We start from the raw sequence: 18822 nt of genomic DNA on the forward strand, positions 1-18822 counted from the left end.
CTGCGGGCCGGCGCCCTGGAAGCGGGCGTGCTCCTCGTCGGGTGAATGGACCATCCAGCCCTCCGAGCCTTGGAAGAGTCTCTCGCCGTTTGCCTGCCCCGGAGGGATCGGCTCATTCGGCTGTGATCGCGTTCTCGGCTTCGGCGACGGTGCCGTACACGCGCAGCAGGCTGTCCACCCCGGTCCTGGTCAGGGTGCGCTGCAGAGCCGGCGGCACGCAGGCCAGTACCAGCACGGCACCGGCTTCGGCCGCTTGCCGCCATGCCCACAGCAGCACGTTCAGCCCGGACGAATCGCAGAACGACACCGCGGACAAATCCAGCACCACGTACCGCCGGTCCCCGGTGACCTCGTCCAGCAGACGGTTGCGGAAGAACGCGGCCGTCTCATAGTCCATGGTTCCGCTGATCCGCGCGGTCAGGCACGGGCCCGACCCAGTCGCGTGGACTGAGGGCTGTGCGTTCATCACGTGCTCCCTGCCGTCTCACCGGGAGACGCAGCCGATCGCCTACCGCGTTCCCCTCACAGCAGATCTTCACGCCGACCGGGAGCGCGCGAATCCCCCTTCCGTCTAGCGCCGCGGGCCTGGAGGGAGGAGGCTGGAGGTGGGAAGTGCCGCACACACCCGGGAGGTGCGGCTGTGGCGATCACTGTGGGCGGGTCGGACCCGCCGGAGCTGCGTCCGTTCGAGTCGGCGGACGAGGCGGGGGTGCTGGAGCTGCTCGCGGCGGACCGGCTGCCGGGCCAGCCGGAGTGTTCCGCGCGCATGCTCGCCGACGCCGTGGCCGGCCGCTCAGATGCTGACCTCGATGCGTGGGCCGCGCTGGCGGGGACGGTCATCACCACGGTGCTGTGCACACCCGGCGGCGCTATCGCGGGCGCCGTCTCCTGCGCCGGGCAGCCCGGCGACGGCACGGCGTTGCTGCTGTGGCTGCACTGCCACGAGGACTTCTCCACGGCACAGGCCTTGATCGCCCAGACGCTGCAGTGCAACGACAGCCGGCCCGTGCACGCCTTCACCCTGGCGTGCGCTATCACCCGAGGCCTGGTCGGTCTGCCGGAGTACCACCGCCGGGTCACTCGGGAAGCTCTTCAGGCTGCGGGCTTCACCACCCGAGGCCGGTGCCGGTACCTGCGTGCCGAGCTGCCCATCGCAGGGCTGCCCCACCTCGCCGACGTCCAGATGAACGACACCACCTCACCGCCGGGCAAACACCTTCAGGTCCGCCGTCCCGGACACGTCCTGGCCCAGGCCACCCTCGAACGCCCCGTGGACGGGGTCGGCCTGATCCGCAGCATCACCGTCGCCCCTCACGCCCGCGGCCAGGGCATGGGCCTGGGTCTGCTCGGCAACGCGCTGGACGTCCTGGTCGGCCTGGGCGCCCGCGAGGCGATCGTCTACCTCGACGAGGCCGGCGCCGACCCGGAACGGGACCCCGCTGTCGCCCTGCGCACGTACGCGGCCTCCGACTTCACCCAGGTCGACCGGCTGCTCACGTTCACCAGGCTGCCCACGGCGGCCCTGACGCCGGATTGAGCGGCCTCCGTGGCGGTCACGTCGTCCCTCAGGATCTGTACGAGCGAGGCGGCGGACTGAGCCAGGCTGCTCAAGAGCTGGTTTCCGGTGGCCATGGGCCGACACGTGAACGGGCCGGGTCAGGTGGGGGGAGATCGAGCCGCACCGCGACCCCGTCAAGGAACCGCTGAGGACTACGACGGAGCGGGCCGGGCGGTTGCGCCCCTCTGGGCAAGGGGTTGTGCGCACGGCCCGGCCGGACGACCGGTCTGAGGAGAAACCGGTCGGGGCGGCCGCGCTGTCGGGGGTCAGCAGCAACCGGCATGCTTCTCGGTTATGCCTCAGCGCCGGTCCAGGGAGGTGGTGGGGTGTTCGCGTGATTGCATGGCAACGGCGACGATGACGAGTCCGACTGCGGAAGAGACGCGTGGCTTCCTGAACAGTTGGCTGATCCCGAACGACACGCGGGTGTCCACCGAGACCATGCCGGATCTTCCGGCGGACGCGGCAGCCTGGCGGCGGGCCTATGCGCGCACACCGGTGCCGCACGGAGCGCAGGAGACGGCGGATCTGATGCGGCTGCGCGACGATCCGCGCGCCGATGTGGAAGAACGGGGGGCGGCACGTCTTAATATGACACCGGCGACTTCGTGACCTATCTCCCTGGGATAACTTCCGGACCGGCCCATCCACTGATCGACTTCTGACGCGCACAGTCCGCACTGAACCTTCTTTCCTCCGACGATCGGCCTGGTCAGCTGTTCATCTCCTGGGCGATCTGCCGGGTACCCGAGTGCGGTGGTGCGGCCGAGCGGGTGATCGGGGCCAGGCCGGCGATGGTTGCCGCAGCGACAACCAGAAGACCCAGGGCGATCGGAAGGCCGACCACCGTCGCCAAGCCGCCGATGATCGGGGAGACCAGCAGCCAGCCGAGGTTTCCGGCAAAGCCGACCTGGCCCATCGCCAGGGGCGCGTCGGGAAGCCCACCCGCCGCTGTGAACGCACCGGGGAAGACCGCGCTGATGCCGGCACCGGCGACAACGAGCGCCGGGAGCGTGGTCCCGGGCTGTCCGAGCAGCAGCGCCGCGCTCAGCGCGGCGGCGCAGCACAAGGTGCCTACCCGGATCAGGCGGGCCCAGCCGATGCGGTCGACCATCCAGTCGTTGAACAGCCGGGTGACGCCCTCTCCTGCTGAGAAGGCCGCATAGCCGGCGGCGGCCGTTGCGGCGTCCGCCCCCACGTGCCTCAGATACACGCCGCTCCAGGAGGCGGGGGCATCTTCCACCAGAGCAGTCAGGAAGGTCATCAACGCGAGCAGCAGCACGAGCATCCACCTGTTCGGCCCGTGATCGGCCGCATCCTGTTCGCCCGCGTCCGGCACACGAGCGGTCTTGGTCCGCTGCGCCTGCCGCGCGCGATCCCTGTCCGGCCCGAGCCCGCAGGCCGCCACCGCCGACACCACGGCGAGCACGGCAGCCGTGATCACGAACTGGGTCGTCAATGTCAGGCCAAGGGCCGCCGTGGCCACTCCGGCCAGCCCGCCGGCGACAGCGCCGACGCTGCGGATGGCGTGCATGGAGTTGAGCACCGCCCGTCCGTACCGCCGCTGCACGACGACCGCCTGAGCGTTCATCGCCACCGACGTGCACCCGTCGGCCGCGCCGAGCACCACCAGCAGGCCCATCAGGGACCAAGGCGACTGTGCCACCGGGATGAGGCCCAGCGGCACGCTCAGCACCACGGGTGCCGTCGCACTCACCGCACGGCTGCCGAGGTGCCGCACCAGCAGCCCGCCTGCCTGGCTGCCGGCCAGCGCCCCGAGTCCGGGACCGGCCAGCACCAGGCCCGAAATGCCTGCGGAGAGACGGAGTTCGGTCTGCACGGCGGGCACGCGGGCGGCCCAGGAGGCGAAGACCGCACCGTGGACGAAAAAGATCGCCGATACGGCTACCCGTGCCATCCGCGCGTTTGCGGGCAACCGGTCGTCCTCATCGCGCACGGGGCCGCCTCGGTGCCACGAGGGTGCCGCCAGTTGTCGTCCGCAGGGAGCAGCGGGCCTGGATTACGGTCATACAGCGGTCCAGTTGCCGCGTGTGGACGGTCAGAGGTGATCTGCCACGAAGCCCGCTACCTGGGAGCCGAGTTGTCGGCCCGCGCTGTTGTCGATCGAAGTGTGCTGGCCGGACCAGATGCGGCTGAGCCACGCTTCGGTGGCCGCCTCCTGGAAGCCGGCATAGGTTCGGGTGGTGCCTTTCGTTGTCACCGCGAGATGATGCCGCGCGCCGTAGAACCCGGTGAGCGTCGTTGCCGCCGCTTGGCTGAGGGCGGCGTGAGCGCTGGGATATGAGGGGTCCGGGGCGGTCGTCAACAGGGGAGCCCAGTGGGGATCGCCGGCGATGTCCGGGTTGTAGTGTGTGCCGCCGAGCCGGATGGCGGTGACGGGCCGCCATACGCGGTAGGCGTACTTGGCGTCGTACAGCGCGATGGTGGTGTCGGCGAGGGACAGGTCGAGGCGGGCGAAGACCTTCACCGCCCGCTCCAGGCTCGTGTTCGTGGAGGTGACCAGGTTCTGTGCGATCTGGTTCCAGACGTTCCAGATGGGCGCCGCCGCCCAGAACTTGGCGGACGCGGTCTGATCGGGGATGCGGGTGGTGCTGGTCTTGCTCCCCAGGCTCTTGACCTCGTTCAAGGCGGTGGCGTACGCGGCGCTGCTCACGGCAGGCGGCGCCGCTGGGCGGAACTGGTCACCGCCGGCCAGTACGAACGGCTTGACCGAGCCCCAGTTGGTGAACACCGGCTCCGGGAAGTCCGGAGGGGTGCGCCGGTAGTCACCGGCCTTGTCGCCGGGCCGGAAGCGAGGCGGCTTCGCCGAGGACCCGTCGTGGGACCGCAGACTGATCAGCCGGCGGGCGACCGCGGCTCCCACCGTCATGCCCGCCTGCTTGTCCGGGCCGGCCGGAATCGCGGACAACTGGCTGCTCAGCCGCTGGTCCACGCTCGCGCGTTGGGCCGGGTACAGGGCGACCAGCACGTCGTGGGCTGCCTGGTCCGCTGCGGCATCGGCACGAGCGCCTCGCGGCGCCGCCACCGAGAACTTGTAGGCGGGGCCGGCCCGGGTGATCGATACCACCGCGTCGTACTCGGCGGCCTGGAGGAGCGCGAAGCTGCGGGTGGGCTGGACGCCGGCCGGTTGCGCCTTCGGATCACTGAGGATGGTGATGAGCTCGCGGTTCCATTCCACGACCGACGTGCCCGGCTCCGTGGCTGCGGTGGGCAGGGTGGACGAGTGAGTGGCGCCGACCCCGAAAGCGGGGCTGGTGGGTCCGGCTGTCAGCGCAATTCCGGCCAGTATGACGAGTGTCTTCTGCTTTCCGCCCATGCTCTGCGGCTCCTTGTCGTCGGCGGCGGGTCGTGGTGACCGTTGCCGTACACGTCACCCATCCGGGTCACGGCCGGCCACATGGCCGGCGGACACCACGGATCGAACGGCGCGTGCGCAGCCCAATGCCACAAAGACGCACCCCGCACATCGGCTCCGGGGCGGGACGGGGACTGAGAAGCCGGTTCTGGTCCGGCTGGTACCCGGGCTGGGCCGGTCGTTGCGGAAACACCGGCTCACAAGGCGGCACACATCACCAGCGCCGACGTTTCGGAGGGCCGACCGGGCGCATGGTGCGCAACCCGATCACCTCTTCACGTCATCACGGTCGAGCGCCAGCTACAGCCTGCCGGGACCCGATCCACGCCGCAACTCAGACCAGCGGGAGCAGACGGGTCAGCAGCAGCACGCCCGCCCGGCTCGTGACCGCCTCCGGGAGCGACGAAAACAACTCCGACCGGGACTTCGGGAGCCGAGGATTGCGACACGTGCGACCTCCTGTTCATCCCCGACAGGTATGGTCTCGCGGTCCCGGATGCCGACAGATGGTGGTGGAGAGTGAGCCAGGCGTCGCAGCACGATGGGGCCGCTGTGCTGGAGCGGAGGCTGGGCGTTGTCGATGCCGTCGTCATCGGGCTCGGCTCGATGATCGGTGCGGGGGTCTTCGCCGCCCTGGCGCCGGCCGCGCGGGCGGCGGGCTCGGGACTGCTCGTGGGGCTGGCCGTCGCCGCCGTGGTGGCGTACTGCAACGCCACCTCCTCGGCCCGGTTGGCGGCACGCAGTCCGCAGTCCGGTGGGACGTACGTGTACGGCCGTGAGCGGCTGGGCGAGTTCTGGGGGTACCTCGCCGGATGGGGTTTCGTGGTCGGCAAGACCGCCTCGTGCGCGGCGATGGCACTCACCGTGGGGTCGTACGTGTGGCCGGCCCAGGCGCACGCCGTCGCGGTGGCTGCCGCGGTGGCGCTGACCGCCGTCAACTACGTGGGTGTCCAGAAGGCCGCCTGGCTGACGCGGGCGATCGTCGCCGTGGTCCTGGCCGCGCTGGGAGCCGTGGTGGTGGCCTGTCTGACCTCCACTGATGCTCAGACCGCGCGGCTTGACATCGGGTCGGACGCTTCCCTCACAGGGGTGTTGCAGGCGGCCGGCCTTCTGTTCTTCGCCTTCGCCGGATACGCGCGGATCGCGACCCTGGGCGAAGAGGTGAAAGACCCGGCCCGGACGATCCCTCGGGCCATTCCACTGGCCCTGGCAATCACGCTGGTCGTGTACGCGGCAGTCGCCGTGTCCGTGCTGGCCGTGCTCGGCCCGGACGGGTTGGCACGGGAGAGCGCGCCGCTGGCCGAGGCAGTACGGCAGGCCGGGGTGCCGGGGCTGGTCCCGGTGGCGCGGGTGGGGGCGGCCGTGGCGGCCCTCGGGTCGTTGCTCGCGCTCATCCTGGGCGTCTCTCGGACCGCGCTGGCCATGTCCCGGGACCGTCACCTCCCGCATGCTCTGTCCGCCGTGCATCCACGGTTCAAGGTGCCCTATCGATCGGAGTTGCTGGTGGGCGCCGTGGTGGTGATCCTGGCCGCCACCACAGACGTGCGCGGCGCGATCGGCTTCTCGTCTTTTGGCGTGCTCGCCTACTACGCCGTGGCGAACGCCTCCGCCTGGACCTTGACCCAGGAGGAGAACCCGCCGCCGCGCATCGTCCCTGCGGTCGGGCTGACCGGCTGCACGGTCCTGGCCTTCACCCTGCCTGCGACGTCCGTGGTGTGGGGGGCGGCGGTGCTCGCCCTCGGAGCGGCGGCCTACGGCGTGCGTCGGCGCCTCACGGCACGACATGCGTCGTAACGCCAGTGGGCCGCGTGTGGCGAAGTAGCCGTTGCCCAGTGTGCAGAGGGACTCACGCAGTTGCTCGGTGGTGGGGTCGTAACCCGTCCACTCCCGTGTCCGCTCCGACATCCGCCACCTTTCCCTCTCCTTCGCAGGCTGTGGAGGCCGAGTGTCTGCGGCGGGTCTCAGACCGGCTGGGGGACGACGGCGACCGGGCAGTCCGAGTGGTGCAGCAGGGTGTGACCGACCCGGCCGAGTTGCAGACCGAAGTGGCCGTGCCGACGCTGAGCGCCGACGACGATCAGGTCGGCTTCGCCCGATTCCTGCAGGAGGATCCGGTGGGCGGCGCCCTCGACCGCCTTGCGACGGACATCTGCCTCGGGATGCTCCCGTACCACCTCGCGCAGGGCGTCTTCGAGGCTGGTCGCGGCCCGCTCCTCGCGCAGCCTGGCGGCGTCGTCGGCGATCAGCATGTGGTCCACGGGTTCTTGTGACGGATTGCGCCAGGCCCTTACGGCTGTCAGGGCGCAGCCGCGCACCTCGGCTTCCCGGACGGCGAACCGTACGGCCCCCGTACCACCGGACGCGTCACCGACCCCCACCACCACGCGGCCGTAGGCTCCCCGGCGGTTGTCTTCCGCGCCCCGGATGACGACGACCGGGCAGACGGCGCGGGCCGCGACCGCGAGGCTGACGGACCCGAGCAGCATCCCGGCGATCTCGCCGCGCCCACGAGATCCCGTGACCAGGGCGAAGGCCTCGGGCGCCGTCCGTAGCAGCGCTGACACGGCGTCCTCGGGCAATGCCTCGCCGGACACCTTGACCCCGGGATTGCGTCGCTGGGCCCGTTCCACGCAGGACGCTACGATGTGCTCGGCCATGACCTCCTCGGCCGGACGGTCTGTGCTGAAGGACGGTTGGACTCCCTCGTAGCGCTCCCAGAGGGAGGCATGGACGAGATGGAGCGGCAGACCGTGCCGTGCCGCCTCGTCGACGGCCCAGTCGACCGCTGCCAGACTGGAGTCCGATCCGTCGACGCCCACGACCAGTGGGAGTCCCATAGACGTCACCGCCCTCTCGCCCGGTGCCGAGATCCTCCTGTGACTACCGTCGCACTGCCTGCCCGGTGCCGCGACACGCCGCCGGGCCCGGGGCCAGGGTGGTTCTCCGGCCGGTTTGCGACCTGCCAGGTCATGGTGATGCTTGAGGCATCGGCCGAGCCGGTTCCCCCGGCCGCCCCTCGAGGACGGAGACATGCCCGTCACTGTTCCGCACATCGTGAGCGATGTGATGACCACGCCCGCGGTCGCCGTCGGGCGGGACACGCGGTTCAAGGAGATCGTGCGGGTCATGGACGAGCGCCACGTGAGTGCCCTGCCGGTCGTGAGCGGCGAAGGGCGGGTCGTCGGCGTGGTGTCCGAGGCCGACCTGCTGGCGAAGGAGGAGTTCCGGGATCGCCGGCCCACCCGCTCCGAGCGCACGCGGCTGCGGTCCGATCTGGCCAAGGCGGAAGGTGCGACCGCTGAGGAGGTGATGAGCGCGCCCGCTGTCACGGTCCGCCCGGACGACACCCTGGCCCGGGCCGCACGCCTCATGGCCGTCCACCACGTCAAACGGCTCCCCGTCGTCGATGCCGAGGACGGACTGCGCGGCATCGTCAGCCGTGGCGACCTGCTGAGGGTCTTCCTGCGGTCGGACGAGGACATCGAGCAGGAGGTCCGCCGCACGGTGGTGTCCTACCTGTTCCCCACGCACGCCCACGCCATCCACGTGTCCGTGCGGGACGGTGTCGTCGAGCTCCGCGGGCCCGTCCACGACACCTCGCTCATCTGGGTCGCCGAGCGTCTCGTGAGCGGGTTGGAGGGCGTCGTGGGCGTCGAATCCCGACTCGACCGCGAGGGTTCAGGACCGGACAGCCCTGCGTACGAGCCATGACCGTCTACTGATCGGCAGGGGTGATCCGGCGGCCGGTGAGGTTGGTGGGTTCGATCGAGACCCACATCTCGCGCGCGCCACCCGCCCACGGCGTGGTGTGCGCGCGTTGGGCGAGCCCGCGTACCGCCTCGGGGTCCGTCACCACACGTGCCGGTCCGACGGCGAGCACGCTCCAGCCCTGGCTCAGGGCGTCGTCCACGTGGTCGACCTCGAAGGCGACCTCCGTCTCCGCTGCCGCCGCCGTCACGGAGTCGGGCGCGGTCCGGAAGACGATGGCGTCATCGACGACCTCATAGTTGACCGGGACGACCGCCGGACGGCCGTCGGACGTCGCCACCGCGATTCGCCCCACCCCGTGCGTGGAGAGCAGGGTGCGGCACTCCTGGGGGCTGAGGTCCCACAGACGAGGGTGCAGCAGTGCGTGTCCCTGCTGACCGGGCAGGAGATCGATGCCTCCCCCACGCAGCGCGGCGACCGAGGTACCCAGCGCGTCGGCCAGCCTGATGAGCATCGCCAAGGTCGGATCGGCGGGCTGTTCCTCCAGATAGGCCAGATAGCAGGGCGACATTCGCGCGCGGCCGGCCGTCTCCTCTCGGCTGAGCCCACGCCTTCGGCGTTCGACGGCCACCCGCCGGCCGATGTCACCGGGATTGCCCGCCCCGGCCGGCCTGGTCACCGCGGACGCGGCCGCTGCCTCGCCGGCTGCCGGCGGCGCCTCGCTCACCCCCGGGGGCTGCTTGTGCTCGAGATGGCGGATGTGGGCGTCCGGCCCCGGAAACACGAGCGTCACGTCGTCCGTGTCCGACCAGCGCACGTCCTAGGGGGGTGTTCCGTCGTCGTGGTGCAGTCCGACGATCTCACCGTCGCGCCTGGCTGCGCCGGTCGCCGGACTCTCGATGACGAGTTGGTCGCCGAGGTGAGCTCGCATGATCGCCGCCCTCTCCTCAGAATGGTGCTGTATCCAACCTGCCACGCGGGCCGCACCGTCGCACGGGGCGGCGGCCTCGTATCCGCGCGGCGGGTGTCCCGCACCCGGGAGGCACCATGCATCACCGAACAGTCGAGGAGCTCATGTCCCGGGACGTCGTCCGGGCACGGCCCGACACGCCGTTCAAGGAGCTCGTCAGGCTGCTGGAGGAGAACGGGGTCACCGCCGTACCCGTGGTGGACGAGCTCGGCCGCCCGATGGGCGTGGTGTCCGAGGCCGACCTGCTGCGCAAGAGCGCCGACCAGGCCGACCCGACCGGCAGGACCCCCATTCCGCATCTGGAGGCCTGGGAACGCGCCAAGGCCGAGGGATCCCGGGCCGAGGAACTGATGTCCGCTCCCGCGGTGTGCGCACGGCCCGAGTGGACCGTGGTCGAGGCCGCCCGCCTCATGGAGACCCAGAATGTCAAACGCCTGCCCGTGGTCGACGAGGCCGACCGGCTGCTGGGCATCGTCAGTCGTGCTGATCTGCTGCGGGTCTTCCTGCGCCGTGACGACGCCATCCGCGAGGAGATCACCGGAGACGTTCTGCAGCGCACCTTGGGGCTCGATCCGAGGGACGTGACCGCGGAGGTCCGCGATGGGCGGGTCACCCTCGCAGGCACCGTGGAGCACAAGAGTCTGATCCCCGTCATCGAACAGTTGTGCCGTGGCATCGACGGCGTGGTCTCGGTCACCGCGCAGATCGCCTTCCGGACGGATGACGCCCGGGACACACCTCCTGGGACCGTGTGAAGCGGCTGGGCATCAGGAGGGTTGTCCGGCTGTCTGGCGGGCGTTGGCCTGGACGTCGCGTTCGGCGGTCTCCAGCAGCTGATGGGCCAGATCGACCAGCGCCCTGCCTGCCGCCAGCTCGTCGCCGATCTCCGGCACGTTCGTGTCCGCCGGGTGGCAGTGCGCGATGCCGTGGCCGGTGAGTGCCGTGGTGCCGGTGTCCAGCACCAAGTGGGCCTTCGTCGTCCCATCGTCGTCCTCGAAGAGGTCGAGACGTACCTTCCACTGTCCTGTGTGCGACATCGTTCTCTCCTTGCCTGGCACGTCTCCACGATCCGACGACGGCCGTCCTGGATCACGGGGCCGAAGGTCCCGGGATACCGGCGACCGGCCCTGAAAGCCGGTCCCTGCGGCGGTCACATCTGGGGTACGACGGCCACAGGACACGGCGCGTGATGCAGCAGAGCATGGTTGACCAGGCCGAGTTGCAGCCCCGGATGCCCACGTCGCCGCCGAGCACCCACGACCAGCAGATCCGCTGTCGACGCGGCCTCCAGCAGCGCCTGGCACGCCGGTTTCTCGATCAAGCACCGGCTCACCGCGGCGTCGCGGTACCTTTCCGTGGGCCGGCGCAGAGCGTCGTCGAGCACCTGCCGGGGGACGCCGGTGGGCCTCAAACTGCCATGAGGGTGCCTGCGGTGTCGTACAGGCACGGACGGTGCCCTCCAGGCGTGCACGGCCTCGAGCCGGCAGAAGCCGCGTCCTCCTGCGACACCTCGCTGGACAACCGCACCGCCGGAGCACCCTCCCTGGCGCGCGCCGAGGCAGCCCTGATCACGGCGGACGCCTCCTGTTCACCGACCGCCGCGTGCAGCAAGTGGAGCGGGATCCCGTGCCGGGACGCCTCGTCGGCGGCCCAGTCGACGGCCGCGAGGCTCGCCTCGGATCCGTCGACGCCCACCGCAAGGGGAATCGTCACCGTCGCCTGCCCCTCTCCTGCCGCATGCCCTGGTTTCAGGCCCGCCCCGGGGCCCACATGCGTCGCGGCGAGCGCCGGGAGATCCTCGAAGGGAGGAGAACGCATCTCTTCCGGTATGCAGGCGATGCCCGACCGGTCCACACGACCGGACTCGTTCGCCGTCCCCTCCAGCTTCTTACGAGACGGAGACAGCCGTCATGCAACCAGTCGTCACCGTGGGCCTCGACGGCTCGCCCGAGAGCCTGGCCGCAGCCCGCTGGGCCGCCGAAGAGGCCGGGAGGCGAAAACTCACTCTCCGGCTGCTGCACGCGTTGCCGACGCTTGCCCCGGAGCCGGCTCGTCTCCCCGCGGAAGTCGATCAGAACTACTGGGCGAAGCGTCTCGTCGACACAGCGCAGGCGGAACTCCGGGCCCGCCACCCGGGCCTGGCCATCGACACGAGCCTGGTTGCCGACGACGCCGAACACGCTCTGCTCCAGGCGGCTTCCGAGTCGGAGATGGTCGTGGTGGGCTCCCGAGGACTCGAGTCCGTCGAGAGCTACTTCCTCGGGGACGTCAGCATGCCCGTCGTGGCACGGGCGGAGCGGCCCGTGGTGCTGGTGCGCGCTGAACCCCGGAACGCGAGGAGAGCAGCCGCGGCGGAGAGAAGCGTCGTTGTGACTCTGAAACTGCGCGGATCGCCGGACGACCTACTCGATTTCGCCTTTCGTACCGCTGCGGTCAGGAAGCTTCCCGTCCTCGCCGTCCACGGCCGCAGCGTGCCGCTTCGCGCACGTACTCCCTGGGGAGTGGACCACGGCTTCAGCGAGGAGACGACCCGGGGCGCGCAGGAGCAGGTGAGCAAAGCGCTGCTGCCGTGGCGGGAGAAGTACCCGCGGGTGGACGTGGCCGACAGCATCCGTCTCGAAAGCCCCGCCAAGGCCGTCGTACAAGCTGCCGAGGGCGCCTCGCTGCTGGTGGTGGGCCGACGCCGGCATCGTGCCGGTCCGGCGCACTACCTCGGTCCGGTGGCGCAGGCAGCCGTCCATCATGGACGCTGTCCGGTCGCGGTGGTTGCCCATGACTGAGCCAGGTGTCCGCGAGCCGCGTGCCGACGCGTCCGCTCTGCGGTCGAGTGTCCCGCACGACGGGGAGCCGCTGCCGCGCGCTGCGGTGTGCGAGACTCACACCGCGACGCTGTTCTTCGTCGGCGACCGAGCCTACAAGCTCAAGAAGCCGGTCGATCTGGGGTTCCTGGACTACACCACGGTCGCGGCCCGCCGAGCGGCCTGCGAGCGCGAAGTGGCCCTCAACCGCCGATTCGCCCCCGATGTCTACGTGGGGATCGGTGAGTTCCGCAGTCCCGATGGCGAGTCGCCTGAACCACTCGTGGTGATGCGTCGCATGCCGGAAGAGCGCCGCCTCTCCCACCTCGTCCGGGCGGGGGCTGTCGTGGACGACGTCCTTCGCACCGTCGCCCGGCAACTGGCGGCATGGCACGCAAACGCGCCCCGTGGCCGCGACGTCGCCGAGCAGGGCACGCGGGACGCGCTGTCGGCACGATGGAAGGCGAGCTTCGCGCAGGTCCGGGCGCTGGCCGCGGACGGCGCCGTGCCCGGCTGCCTCACCGAGATCGAAGGGCTGGTGCGCCGCTATCTCGCCGGGCGCAAGCGGCTCTTCGACACCCGCATCGAGCAGGGACGGGTGGTCGACGGCCATGGCGACCTGCTCGCCGAGGATGTCTTCTGCCTCGACGACGGCCCCCGGATACTGGACTGCCTGGAGTTCGACGACCGCCTCCGCTACGTCGACGGCCTCGACGACGCCGCCTTCCTCGCCATGGACCTGGAACAGCTCGGAGCCCCGGAGGCCGCGGCCTACTTCCTCGCCCGGTACGGCGAATACTCAGGGGATCCCGCACCACCCTCCCTGTGGCACCACTACGTCGCCTACCGCGCCTTCGTCCGCGCCAAGGTCTCGGTGATCCAGGCCCGGCAGGGCACGTCCGGCGCCGAAACCGCGGCGCGGCGGCTCGCCTCCATGGCACTGCGCCACCTGCGCACCTCAACCATCGGTCTCACCCTCGTCGGCGGACTGCCGGGCAGCGGGAAGTCCACCCTCTCCGCAGCCCTGGCCGACCGGCTGGGGGTCACCCTGCTCAGCAGCGACCGCATGCGCAAGGAGCTGGCGGGCATCCCGGCGGAGCAGTCCGCCGCGGCGGGCTACGGCGAAGGGCTGTACACGCCCGAGTGGACGGCCAGAACCTACGCCGCCCTGCTCGACCGCGCGGCCGTACTGCTCTCCTCCGGCGAGTCGGTGGTCCTCGACGCCACCTGGTCCGACGCCGCACAGCGCGAAGCAGCTCTGCGCGTGGCCGACCGAACCAGCGCCCACTTGGTGGCCCTCCACTGCCAGGTGCCGGGCGAACTGTCGGCGGCCCGCCTGAGCACGCGCGCCCCCGGCGTCTCCGACGCCGACCTCGACGTCGCCACCGCCATGGCCGCGAAGGAGCCGGCGTGGCCCGAGGCCGTCCCGGTCGACACCAGTGGCGCGCTGGAGTCCGCGGTCACCCAGGCGCTGGCGGCCGTACGCCCGTGGGGCACCGGCCAGGCACCGGTCTTCCGCCGCCCCTACATGGAGCCGGACTGAGGTGTCGCGCGTGGCCGTGTTGCCCGGGTGCGGTGCGGGGGTGACCGTGGAGGTGGGGGAGCGAGGGAGTGAAAGCGGTGCGAGCGCTCGTCTACCACGGCCCGGCACACACCTCCTGGGACACTGTTCCCGATCCGGTGACCGAGGAGGCGACCGACGCGATCGTCCGGGTCGACGCGACGACCGTCTGCGGCACTGATCTGCATATACGGCGAGGCGACTTCCCCGAGGTGAAGCCGGGGACGGTCCTCGGCCACGAGGCCGTCGGCGAGGTCGTCGACGTCGGTGAGCAGGTCCATCACCTGCGCCCCGGCGATCAGGTGATCGTGTCGTCCGTCTCGGCCTGCGGTGACTGCGCCGAGTGCCGCGACGGCAGGTACGGACAGTGCCGTGGGGGTGGCGGATGGATCCTGGGGAGTCTGGTCAACGGCACCCAGGCCGAACTGGTGCGCGTGCCGTTCGCCGATCACTCCACCACCCGACGGCCCCCCGACCTCCCGCTCGCCGACGCCGTCCTGCTCGCCGAACTCCTTCCCACCGCCTACGAGGTCGGGATCCGCAACGGACACGTCGGCCCTGGGGACACCGTCGTCGTGGTGGGTGCCGGCCCCGTCGGTCTCGCCACGGTGGTCATTGCCCGGCTCTACTCGCCCCGCAGGATCATCGTCGTCGACCTGGCCGGCGCTCGGCTGGAGAAAGCCAAGCGCGTAGGAGCGGATGCCGCCGAATCGCCAGGAACCATGATCGCCGACCTGTCCGAGGGGCCGGGTGCCGACGTGGTCATCGAGGCGTCCGGCGACCCGGACGGTTTCGTGCTCTGCACGCGTGCCGTCCGCACGGGAGGACATATCGCCAGCATCGGCACGCACGGCAAACCGGTGTCACTCCATCTGGAGTCCCTCTGGCGCAAGAACGTGACGATCAGTACGGGCCAGGTCGACACGTCCTCCACGCCGTGGCTGCTGGAGCTGTTGCGGTTCGGTCATCTGCCCGTCTCCCCGTTGGTCACCCACACGTTCGGCCTCGACCGGATGGAAGACGCCTATGAGGCGTTCGCGCGCGGCACCAGCACAGGCGCCCTCAAAGTCGTGCTGCAACGGGAGTGACCGCGCGGAAGGAATGTGTGCCGTGAGCGTGCCGGTCAGCTGCGGCCCCGCGTGTCACAAGCGGGTCATGACCCCTGGCTGGTCCCGACCAGGAACCGCGTCGTATCGGACAGCGTGGTCAGGTCCCGGTAGTCCTCTTCGGCGCTGATGCCGCCGCTCGAGAGGTCGTCGGCGGCGGCCAGTGCCTTGGGCAGGGAGCCGCCGTAAGTGATCAGTGAGACGTCCGTGCCGGGACGGCGGACGGCCGCGTGGTCGATGTCGACCGGGCCGGCGTCGGCGGGCAGGTCGCCCGAGACGTTGTACAGGCTGCCGTGCTCGAAGATCAGCACCGGATCGGGGTCGGCGAGCGCGGGGCCAGCATGTACCGGGCGTCGGTGAGGGTCGCCGGGGCCAGGACCCGCAGGCCGGGGATGTGCGCGTACCAGCTTTCCAGGCTGTGCGAGTGCTGGGCCGCGAGCTGCCGTCCCGCGCCCGTGGTCATCCGGATCACGACCGGTACGGGCAGTTGCCCGCCCGACATGTGCAGCAGCGTCGCCGCGTTGTTGAGAATCTGGTCCAGGGCCAGCAGGCTGAAGTTGACCGTCATGATCTCGACGATCGGCCGCATGCCCGCCAGGGCGGCACCGATGCCCGCACCGACGAACGCCGACTCCGACAGTGGTGCGTCGCGGATCCGTTCGGGTCCGAACTCCTCCAGCAGGCCGAGGCTGACGCCGAAGCAGCCGCCGTATTGGCCGACGTCCTCACCCATCAGAAATACCCGCTCGTCGCTGCGCAGCGCCTCGCGCATGGCCTCGCGCATGGCCTCCCGGTACGTCGTCTTCCGGTCGGAAGGCACGGCGGCTTCGGCGACACGGGTCCGCGTCGTGGTCATGGCCGAGTCACTTCCATCGGGCTGGTGACGTACTTGAGCAGGTCCTCGACCGGTTCGTGCGGAGCCTGCTCGGCCGCTTCCACGGCCGCGTCGATCTCGGCGGCCAGGCGGTCCTCCACGGCTGTGCGGGCCATGTCGGAAAGCTCCTTCGCGTCCTGGAGCCGCCGTGCGAGCCCCTCGACCGGGTCGCGTTCCTTCCAGTGTTCGATCTCGGCCTTGTCGCGGTAGCGGTCGGAGTCGTACATGGAGTGGGCGCGGAAGCGGTACGTGCGCATCTCCATGAAGTGCGGCCCGGTCCCGGCACGCACCCCTTCGGCGGCCCGCCGGGCCGCGTCCTCGACGGCGAAGACGTCCATGCCGTCGACGGCCCAGGAGACCATGCCGTACGCGGCCGCGCGCAGCGCGAGGTCGGTCTGCGCCTGGTGGCGGGCCAGAGCGGTGCCCATCGCGTACAGGTTGTTCTCGCAGACCAGCAGCAGGGGCAGTTGCCAGAGAGCGGCGAGGTTGGCGGTCTCGTGGAACTCGCCCTCGGCGAAGGCGCCGTCCCCGAAGAAACAGCAGGTGACGCGACCCTGGCCGGTCATGCGGTCGGCGAGGGCGAGACCGGCCGCGAGGGGAAGCCCGCCGCCGACGATCGCGTTGCCGCCGTAGAAGCGTCGGCCGGCGTCGAAGAGATGCATCGAGCCGCCACGGCCTCTGCTGCAGCCGGTGACCTTGCCGAACATCTCGGCCATGATCGCCTCGGCAGGGACCCCGCGGGCAGTGCGTGCCCGTGTTCGCGGTACGTCGACACGACCGCGTCGTCGTCCGTGAGGGCCTCGTTGACGCCGACGGCCACGGCTTCCTCACCGATGTAGAGGTGCATGAAACCCCGGATGCGTGCCTTGCTGTACAGCTCCACACAGCGTTCCTCGAACCGGCGGACGCGCAGCATCGCCTCCAGCAGGGCCACGCGATGTGCGGCCTGACGGTTCGGCCGGGCGGCGGGCCGTGGTGCGCGGGGGTTGCGAGTGGTCATGCGGGCTGCTCCGTCCTCGCCGTAGAGGTGGCCTCCGAAGCGGAGTCCTCCAGGGTGGAGATGTCCCCCTCCGGCAGGCCGAGTTCGCGGGCCCGCAGCAGGCGGCGCATGACCTTGCCGCTGCGGGTGTGCGGCAGATGCTGGTCGAAGGCGATCTCGCGGGGCGCCACGGCCGGGCCCAGCCGGCGCCTGGCGAAGGCCAGCAGCTCCCGCCGGGTCGCGCTGCTCGCATCGAAGCCCGGCCGCAGCGTGACGAACGCCTTGACGATGCTCCCTGCCACGGGGTCCGGTCGGCCGATGACCCCGGACTCGGCGACCGCCGGATGCTCCATCAGAGCGCTCTCGACCTCGAACGGCCCGATGAGGTGTCCTGCCGACTTGATGACGTCGTCGGCGCGCCCGACGAACCAGAACCAGCCGTCGGCGTCGCGTCGTACGAGGTCACCGGTGAGGTACCAGCCGTCCGCGAAGGCCGCCGCACTGCGTGGCTCGTCGTGCAGATAGCCGCGGAACATGGACGGCCAGCCGGGCCGCAGCGCCAGCTCACCCTCCACCCCGCGCTCCTCCAGTACGGCGACGTGCCCGTCGGCGACCTCGGCCCGGCCGTCCTCGCCGCGCCGCAGCACCGCCGCATCCACACCGGGCAGCGGGCGCCCCATCGAGCCGGGACGGATGTCGCAAGCGGCGAAGTTGGCGATCATGATGGCGCCGGTCTCGGTCTGCCACCAGTTGTCGTGCACCGGCATGCCGAGCACGTCCCCGCCCCACACCACCGCCTCCGGATTGAGCGGTTCGCCGACCGACGCGATGAACCGCAGCGCACTCAGGTCGAAGGAGCGGGGCATGTCGTAAGGGCCCGTCCTCGGTGTCGTCCGCATCAGCATGCGCAGCGCCGTCGGCACCGTGTACCAGACGCTCACCCGCTGCTCGGCGAGGATCCGGTACCAGCGGCGGGCGTCGTAGTCGCCCTCATCCACCACGACTGTCACGCCGTGCATGAGAGGGGCGACGATCCCGTAGGACATGCCGGTGACCCAGCCCGGGTCCGCGGTGCACCAGAACACGTCGCCCTCGTGGAGGTCGAGGGCGTACAGCGCGGACACGTAGTGCGCGACGGCCGCCTCGTGCACGTACACCGCGCCCTTGGGGATGCCGGTCGTGCCGCTCGTGAAGTGCAGCAGGGCCATGTCGTGGGGGGAGGTCGGCGGGATCGTGAAGGTGTCGGCCGCGTCGGCCATCAGCGCGGTGAGGGACAGGGTGCCGGGCAGGTCGTCCGCCCCGTCGCCGACGATCAGTACGTGGCGCAGGGCGGCGAGCCGGTCGCGCTGCCCGGCGACCTTCTTCCGGTACAGGTCCGCCGTGGTGACCAGCACCTGCGCGTCGCCCAGCGTCATCCGCTGGAACACCGGGTCCGGTCCGAAGGCGGAGAACAGCGGGCACAGGACACTGGTGTTCTTCAACGTGCCGAGGACCACGGTGTACAGCTCGGGGCAGCGCCCCAGCAGCGTCACCACCCGGTCGCCGTACCCGATCCCGAGGCCGCGGAGCACGTTGGCGAACCGTGCAGTCGATCGGGCCAGCTCCCCATAGGTCACCGAGGTGACGGAGTCGTCCCGTCCGACACAGCGCAGTGCGACCGCTGTGGCCCGGCCCGATGCCGCATGCCGGTCCACGGCCTCGTGCGCGATGTTCAGACCCCGCCCACCGGGCAGCCCCTGCAGCCTGCGGCGTGCCGCCTGCCACGAAAAGCTCGCGCACTCCTTGTCGTAGTCGCGCAGATTGGGGGCGATGCGCAGCGGAGTGTCCTTCCGGATGGTCTCCCATGGCATGCCGGCCCCTCCTTCCTCCGGGCCCTTTTCAACCATCCGCCC

General features: G+C 70.7%; 20 protein-coding genes and 2 pseudogenes. 8 read left to right on the forward strand and 14 right to left on the reverse strand.

Annotated features, from left to right (window positions below):
- Positions 1–112: 112 nt before the first annotated feature.
- Complete coding sequence (locus tag OG956_RS37125) at positions 113–466, reverse strand: STAS domain-containing protein (RefSeq protein WP_330342408.1); 354 nt, start codon at positions 464–466, stop codon at positions 113–115.
- A gap of 174 nt (positions 467–640) precedes the next feature.
- Between OG956_RS37125 and OG956_RS37130 the strand changes: the two genes are divergently transcribed.
- Positions 641–1537 (forward strand): GNAT family N-acetyltransferase, encoded by an 897-nt coding sequence (locus OG956_RS37130; protein WP_330342409.1) that lies wholly within the window; start codon positions 641–643, stop codon positions 1535–1537.
- Between the two features lie 363 nt (positions 1538–1900).
- The gene (locus OG956_RS37135) at positions 1901–2170 is read left to right on the forward strand and encodes a hypothetical protein (RefSeq protein ID WP_330342410.1); all 270 of its coding nucleotides are present in this window, start codon (positions 1901–1903) and stop codon (positions 2168–2170) included.
- A 100-nt stretch (positions 2171–2270) separates the two neighbouring features.
- Here the strand turns inward: OG956_RS37135 and OG956_RS37140 are convergent, their stop codons facing one another.
- Positions 2271–3515, reverse strand: coding sequence for an MFS transporter (locus OG956_RS37140; RefSeq protein WP_330342411.1), 1245 nt, complete (start codon positions 3513–3515; stop codon positions 2271–2273).
- A 102-nt stretch (positions 3516–3617) separates the two neighbouring features.
- Positions 3618–4895 (reverse strand): vanadium-dependent haloperoxidase, encoded by a 1278-nt coding sequence (locus OG956_RS37145; protein ID WP_330342412.1) that lies wholly within the window; start codon positions 4893–4895, stop codon positions 3618–3620.
- A gap of 558 nt (positions 4896–5453) precedes the next feature.
- Here OG956_RS37145 and OG956_RS37150 point away from each other — a divergent pair.
- Positions 5454–6728 (forward strand): APC family permease, encoded by a 1275-nt coding sequence (locus tag OG956_RS37150; RefSeq protein WP_330342413.1) that lies wholly within the window; start codon positions 5454–5456, stop codon positions 6726–6728.
- Here OG956_RS37150 and OG956_RS37155 read toward each other — a convergent pair.
- Positions 6729–6839, reverse strand: a pseudogene (locus tag OG956_RS37155) (hypothetical protein); the annotation flags it as partial.
- Positions 6840–6895: 56 nt separating this feature from the next.
- Entirely contained in the window at positions 6896–7771 is an 876-nt protein-coding gene (locus OG956_RS37160) for a universal stress protein (RefSeq protein ID WP_330342414.1), read from the reverse strand.
- A 193-nt stretch (positions 7772–7964) separates the two neighbouring features.
- On the opposite strand from OG956_RS37160, the gene OG956_RS37165 reads away from it, so the two are divergent.
- Positions 7965–8645 (forward strand): CBS domain-containing protein, encoded by a 681-nt coding sequence (locus OG956_RS37165; protein WP_330342415.1) that lies wholly within the window; start codon positions 7965–7967, stop codon positions 8643–8645.
- A gap of 4 nt (positions 8646–8649) precedes the next feature.
- On the opposite strand, the gene OG956_RS37170 is transcribed toward OG956_RS37165, so the two are convergent.
- Together OG956_RS37170 and OG956_RS40350 are read right to left on the reverse strand one after the other, a co-directional pair.
- A complete protein-coding gene (locus OG956_RS37170; RefSeq protein WP_443065648.1) occupies positions 8650–9435 on the reverse strand; it encodes a helix-turn-helix domain-containing protein in 786 nt (261 codons plus the stop codon).
- Positions 9436–9462: 27 nt separating this feature from the next.
- Positions 9463–9573 (reverse strand): DUF1918 domain-containing protein, encoded by a 111-nt coding sequence (locus OG956_RS40350; protein ID WP_443065649.1) that lies wholly within the window; start codon positions 9571–9573, stop codon positions 9463–9465.
- Between the two features lie 116 nt (positions 9574–9689).
- Between OG956_RS40350 and OG956_RS37175 the strand changes: the two genes are divergently transcribed.
- Positions 9690–10367, forward strand: coding sequence for a CBS domain-containing protein (locus OG956_RS37175; RefSeq protein WP_330342416.1), 678 nt, complete (start codon positions 9690–9692; stop codon positions 10365–10367).
- 12 nt (positions 10368–10379) lie between these two features.
- Here OG956_RS37175 and OG956_RS37180 read toward each other — a convergent pair whose 3' ends face one another.
- From OG956_RS37180 to OG956_RS37190, 3 genes are all read right to left on the reverse strand, one after another.
- Positions 10380–10649, reverse strand: a complete 270-nt coding sequence (locus tag OG956_RS37180) for a DUF1876 domain-containing protein (protein ID WP_330342417.1) — start codon at positions 10647–10649, stop codon at positions 10380–10382.
- Positions 10650–10762: 113 nt separating this feature from the next.
- Entirely contained in the window at positions 10763–11083 is a 321-nt protein-coding gene (locus OG956_RS37185; RefSeq protein ID WP_330342418.1) for a universal stress protein, read from the reverse strand.
- Positions 11020–11325, reverse strand: coding sequence for a universal stress protein (locus OG956_RS37190; RefSeq protein WP_330342419.1), 306 nt, complete (start codon positions 11323–11325; stop codon positions 11020–11022). Before OG956_RS37190 ends, OG956_RS37185 begins: the two co-directional genes overlap by 64 nt.
- Before the next feature lie 197 nt (positions 11326–11522).
- On the opposite strand from OG956_RS37190, the gene OG956_RS37195 reads away from it, so the two are divergent.
- The 3 genes from OG956_RS37195 (at position 11523) to OG956_RS37205 (ending at position 15059) form a co-directional block, all read left to right on the forward strand.
- Positions 11523–12392 (forward strand): universal stress protein, encoded by an 870-nt coding sequence (locus OG956_RS37195; RefSeq protein ID WP_330342420.1) that lies wholly within the window; start codon positions 11523–11525, stop codon positions 12390–12392.
- Positions 12393–12477: 85 nt separating this feature from the next.
- Positions 12478–13953, forward strand: a complete 1476-nt coding sequence (locus OG956_RS37200) for a bifunctional aminoglycoside phosphotransferase/ATP-binding protein (RefSeq protein ID WP_330343044.1) — start codon at positions 12478–12480, stop codon at positions 13951–13953.
- A gap of 77 nt (positions 13954–14030) precedes the next feature.
- A complete protein-coding gene (locus OG956_RS37205) occupies positions 14031–15059 on the forward strand; it encodes an alcohol dehydrogenase catalytic domain-containing protein (protein WP_330342421.1) in 1029 nt (342 codons plus the stop codon).
- Between the two features lie 65 nt (positions 15060–15124).
- Here the strand turns inward: OG956_RS37205 and OG956_RS37210 are convergent, their stop codons facing one another.
- The 4 genes and pseudogenes from OG956_RS37210 to acsA form a co-directional block, all read right to left on the reverse strand.
- Positions 15125–15388 carry a transketolase C-terminal domain-containing protein gene (locus OG956_RS37210; protein ID WP_330342422.1) on the reverse strand — a complete coding sequence of 88 codons (264 nt, stop codon included), beginning with the start codon at positions 15386–15388 and terminating at the stop codon, positions 15125–15127.
- The gene (locus tag OG956_RS37215; protein WP_330342423.1) at positions 15382–15933 is read right to left on the reverse strand and encodes an alpha-ketoacid dehydrogenase subunit beta; all 552 of its coding nucleotides are present in this window, start codon (positions 15931–15933) and stop codon (positions 15382–15384) included. Before OG956_RS37215 ends, OG956_RS37210 begins: the two co-directional genes overlap by 7 nt.
- Positions 15930–16867: pseudogene (pdhA, locus tag OG956_RS37220) on the reverse strand (pyruvate dehydrogenase (acetyl-transferring) E1 component subunit alpha). The gene OG956_RS37215 and the pseudogene pdhA overlap by 4 nt, the downstream one beginning before the upstream one ends.
- Before the next feature lie 80 nt (positions 16868–16947).
- Positions 16948–18780, reverse strand: a complete 1833-nt coding sequence (gene acsA, locus OG956_RS37230) for an acetate--CoA ligase (protein ID WP_330342425.1) — start codon at positions 18778–18780, stop codon at positions 16948–16950.
- Between the last annotated feature and the right edge of the window lie 42 nt (positions 18781–18822).

The organism is Streptomyces sp. NBC_00557 (assembly GCF_036345995.1).
In the GTDB taxonomy this organism is placed as follows: Bacteria; Actinomycetota; Actinomycetes; order Streptomycetales; family Streptomycetaceae; genus Streptomyces.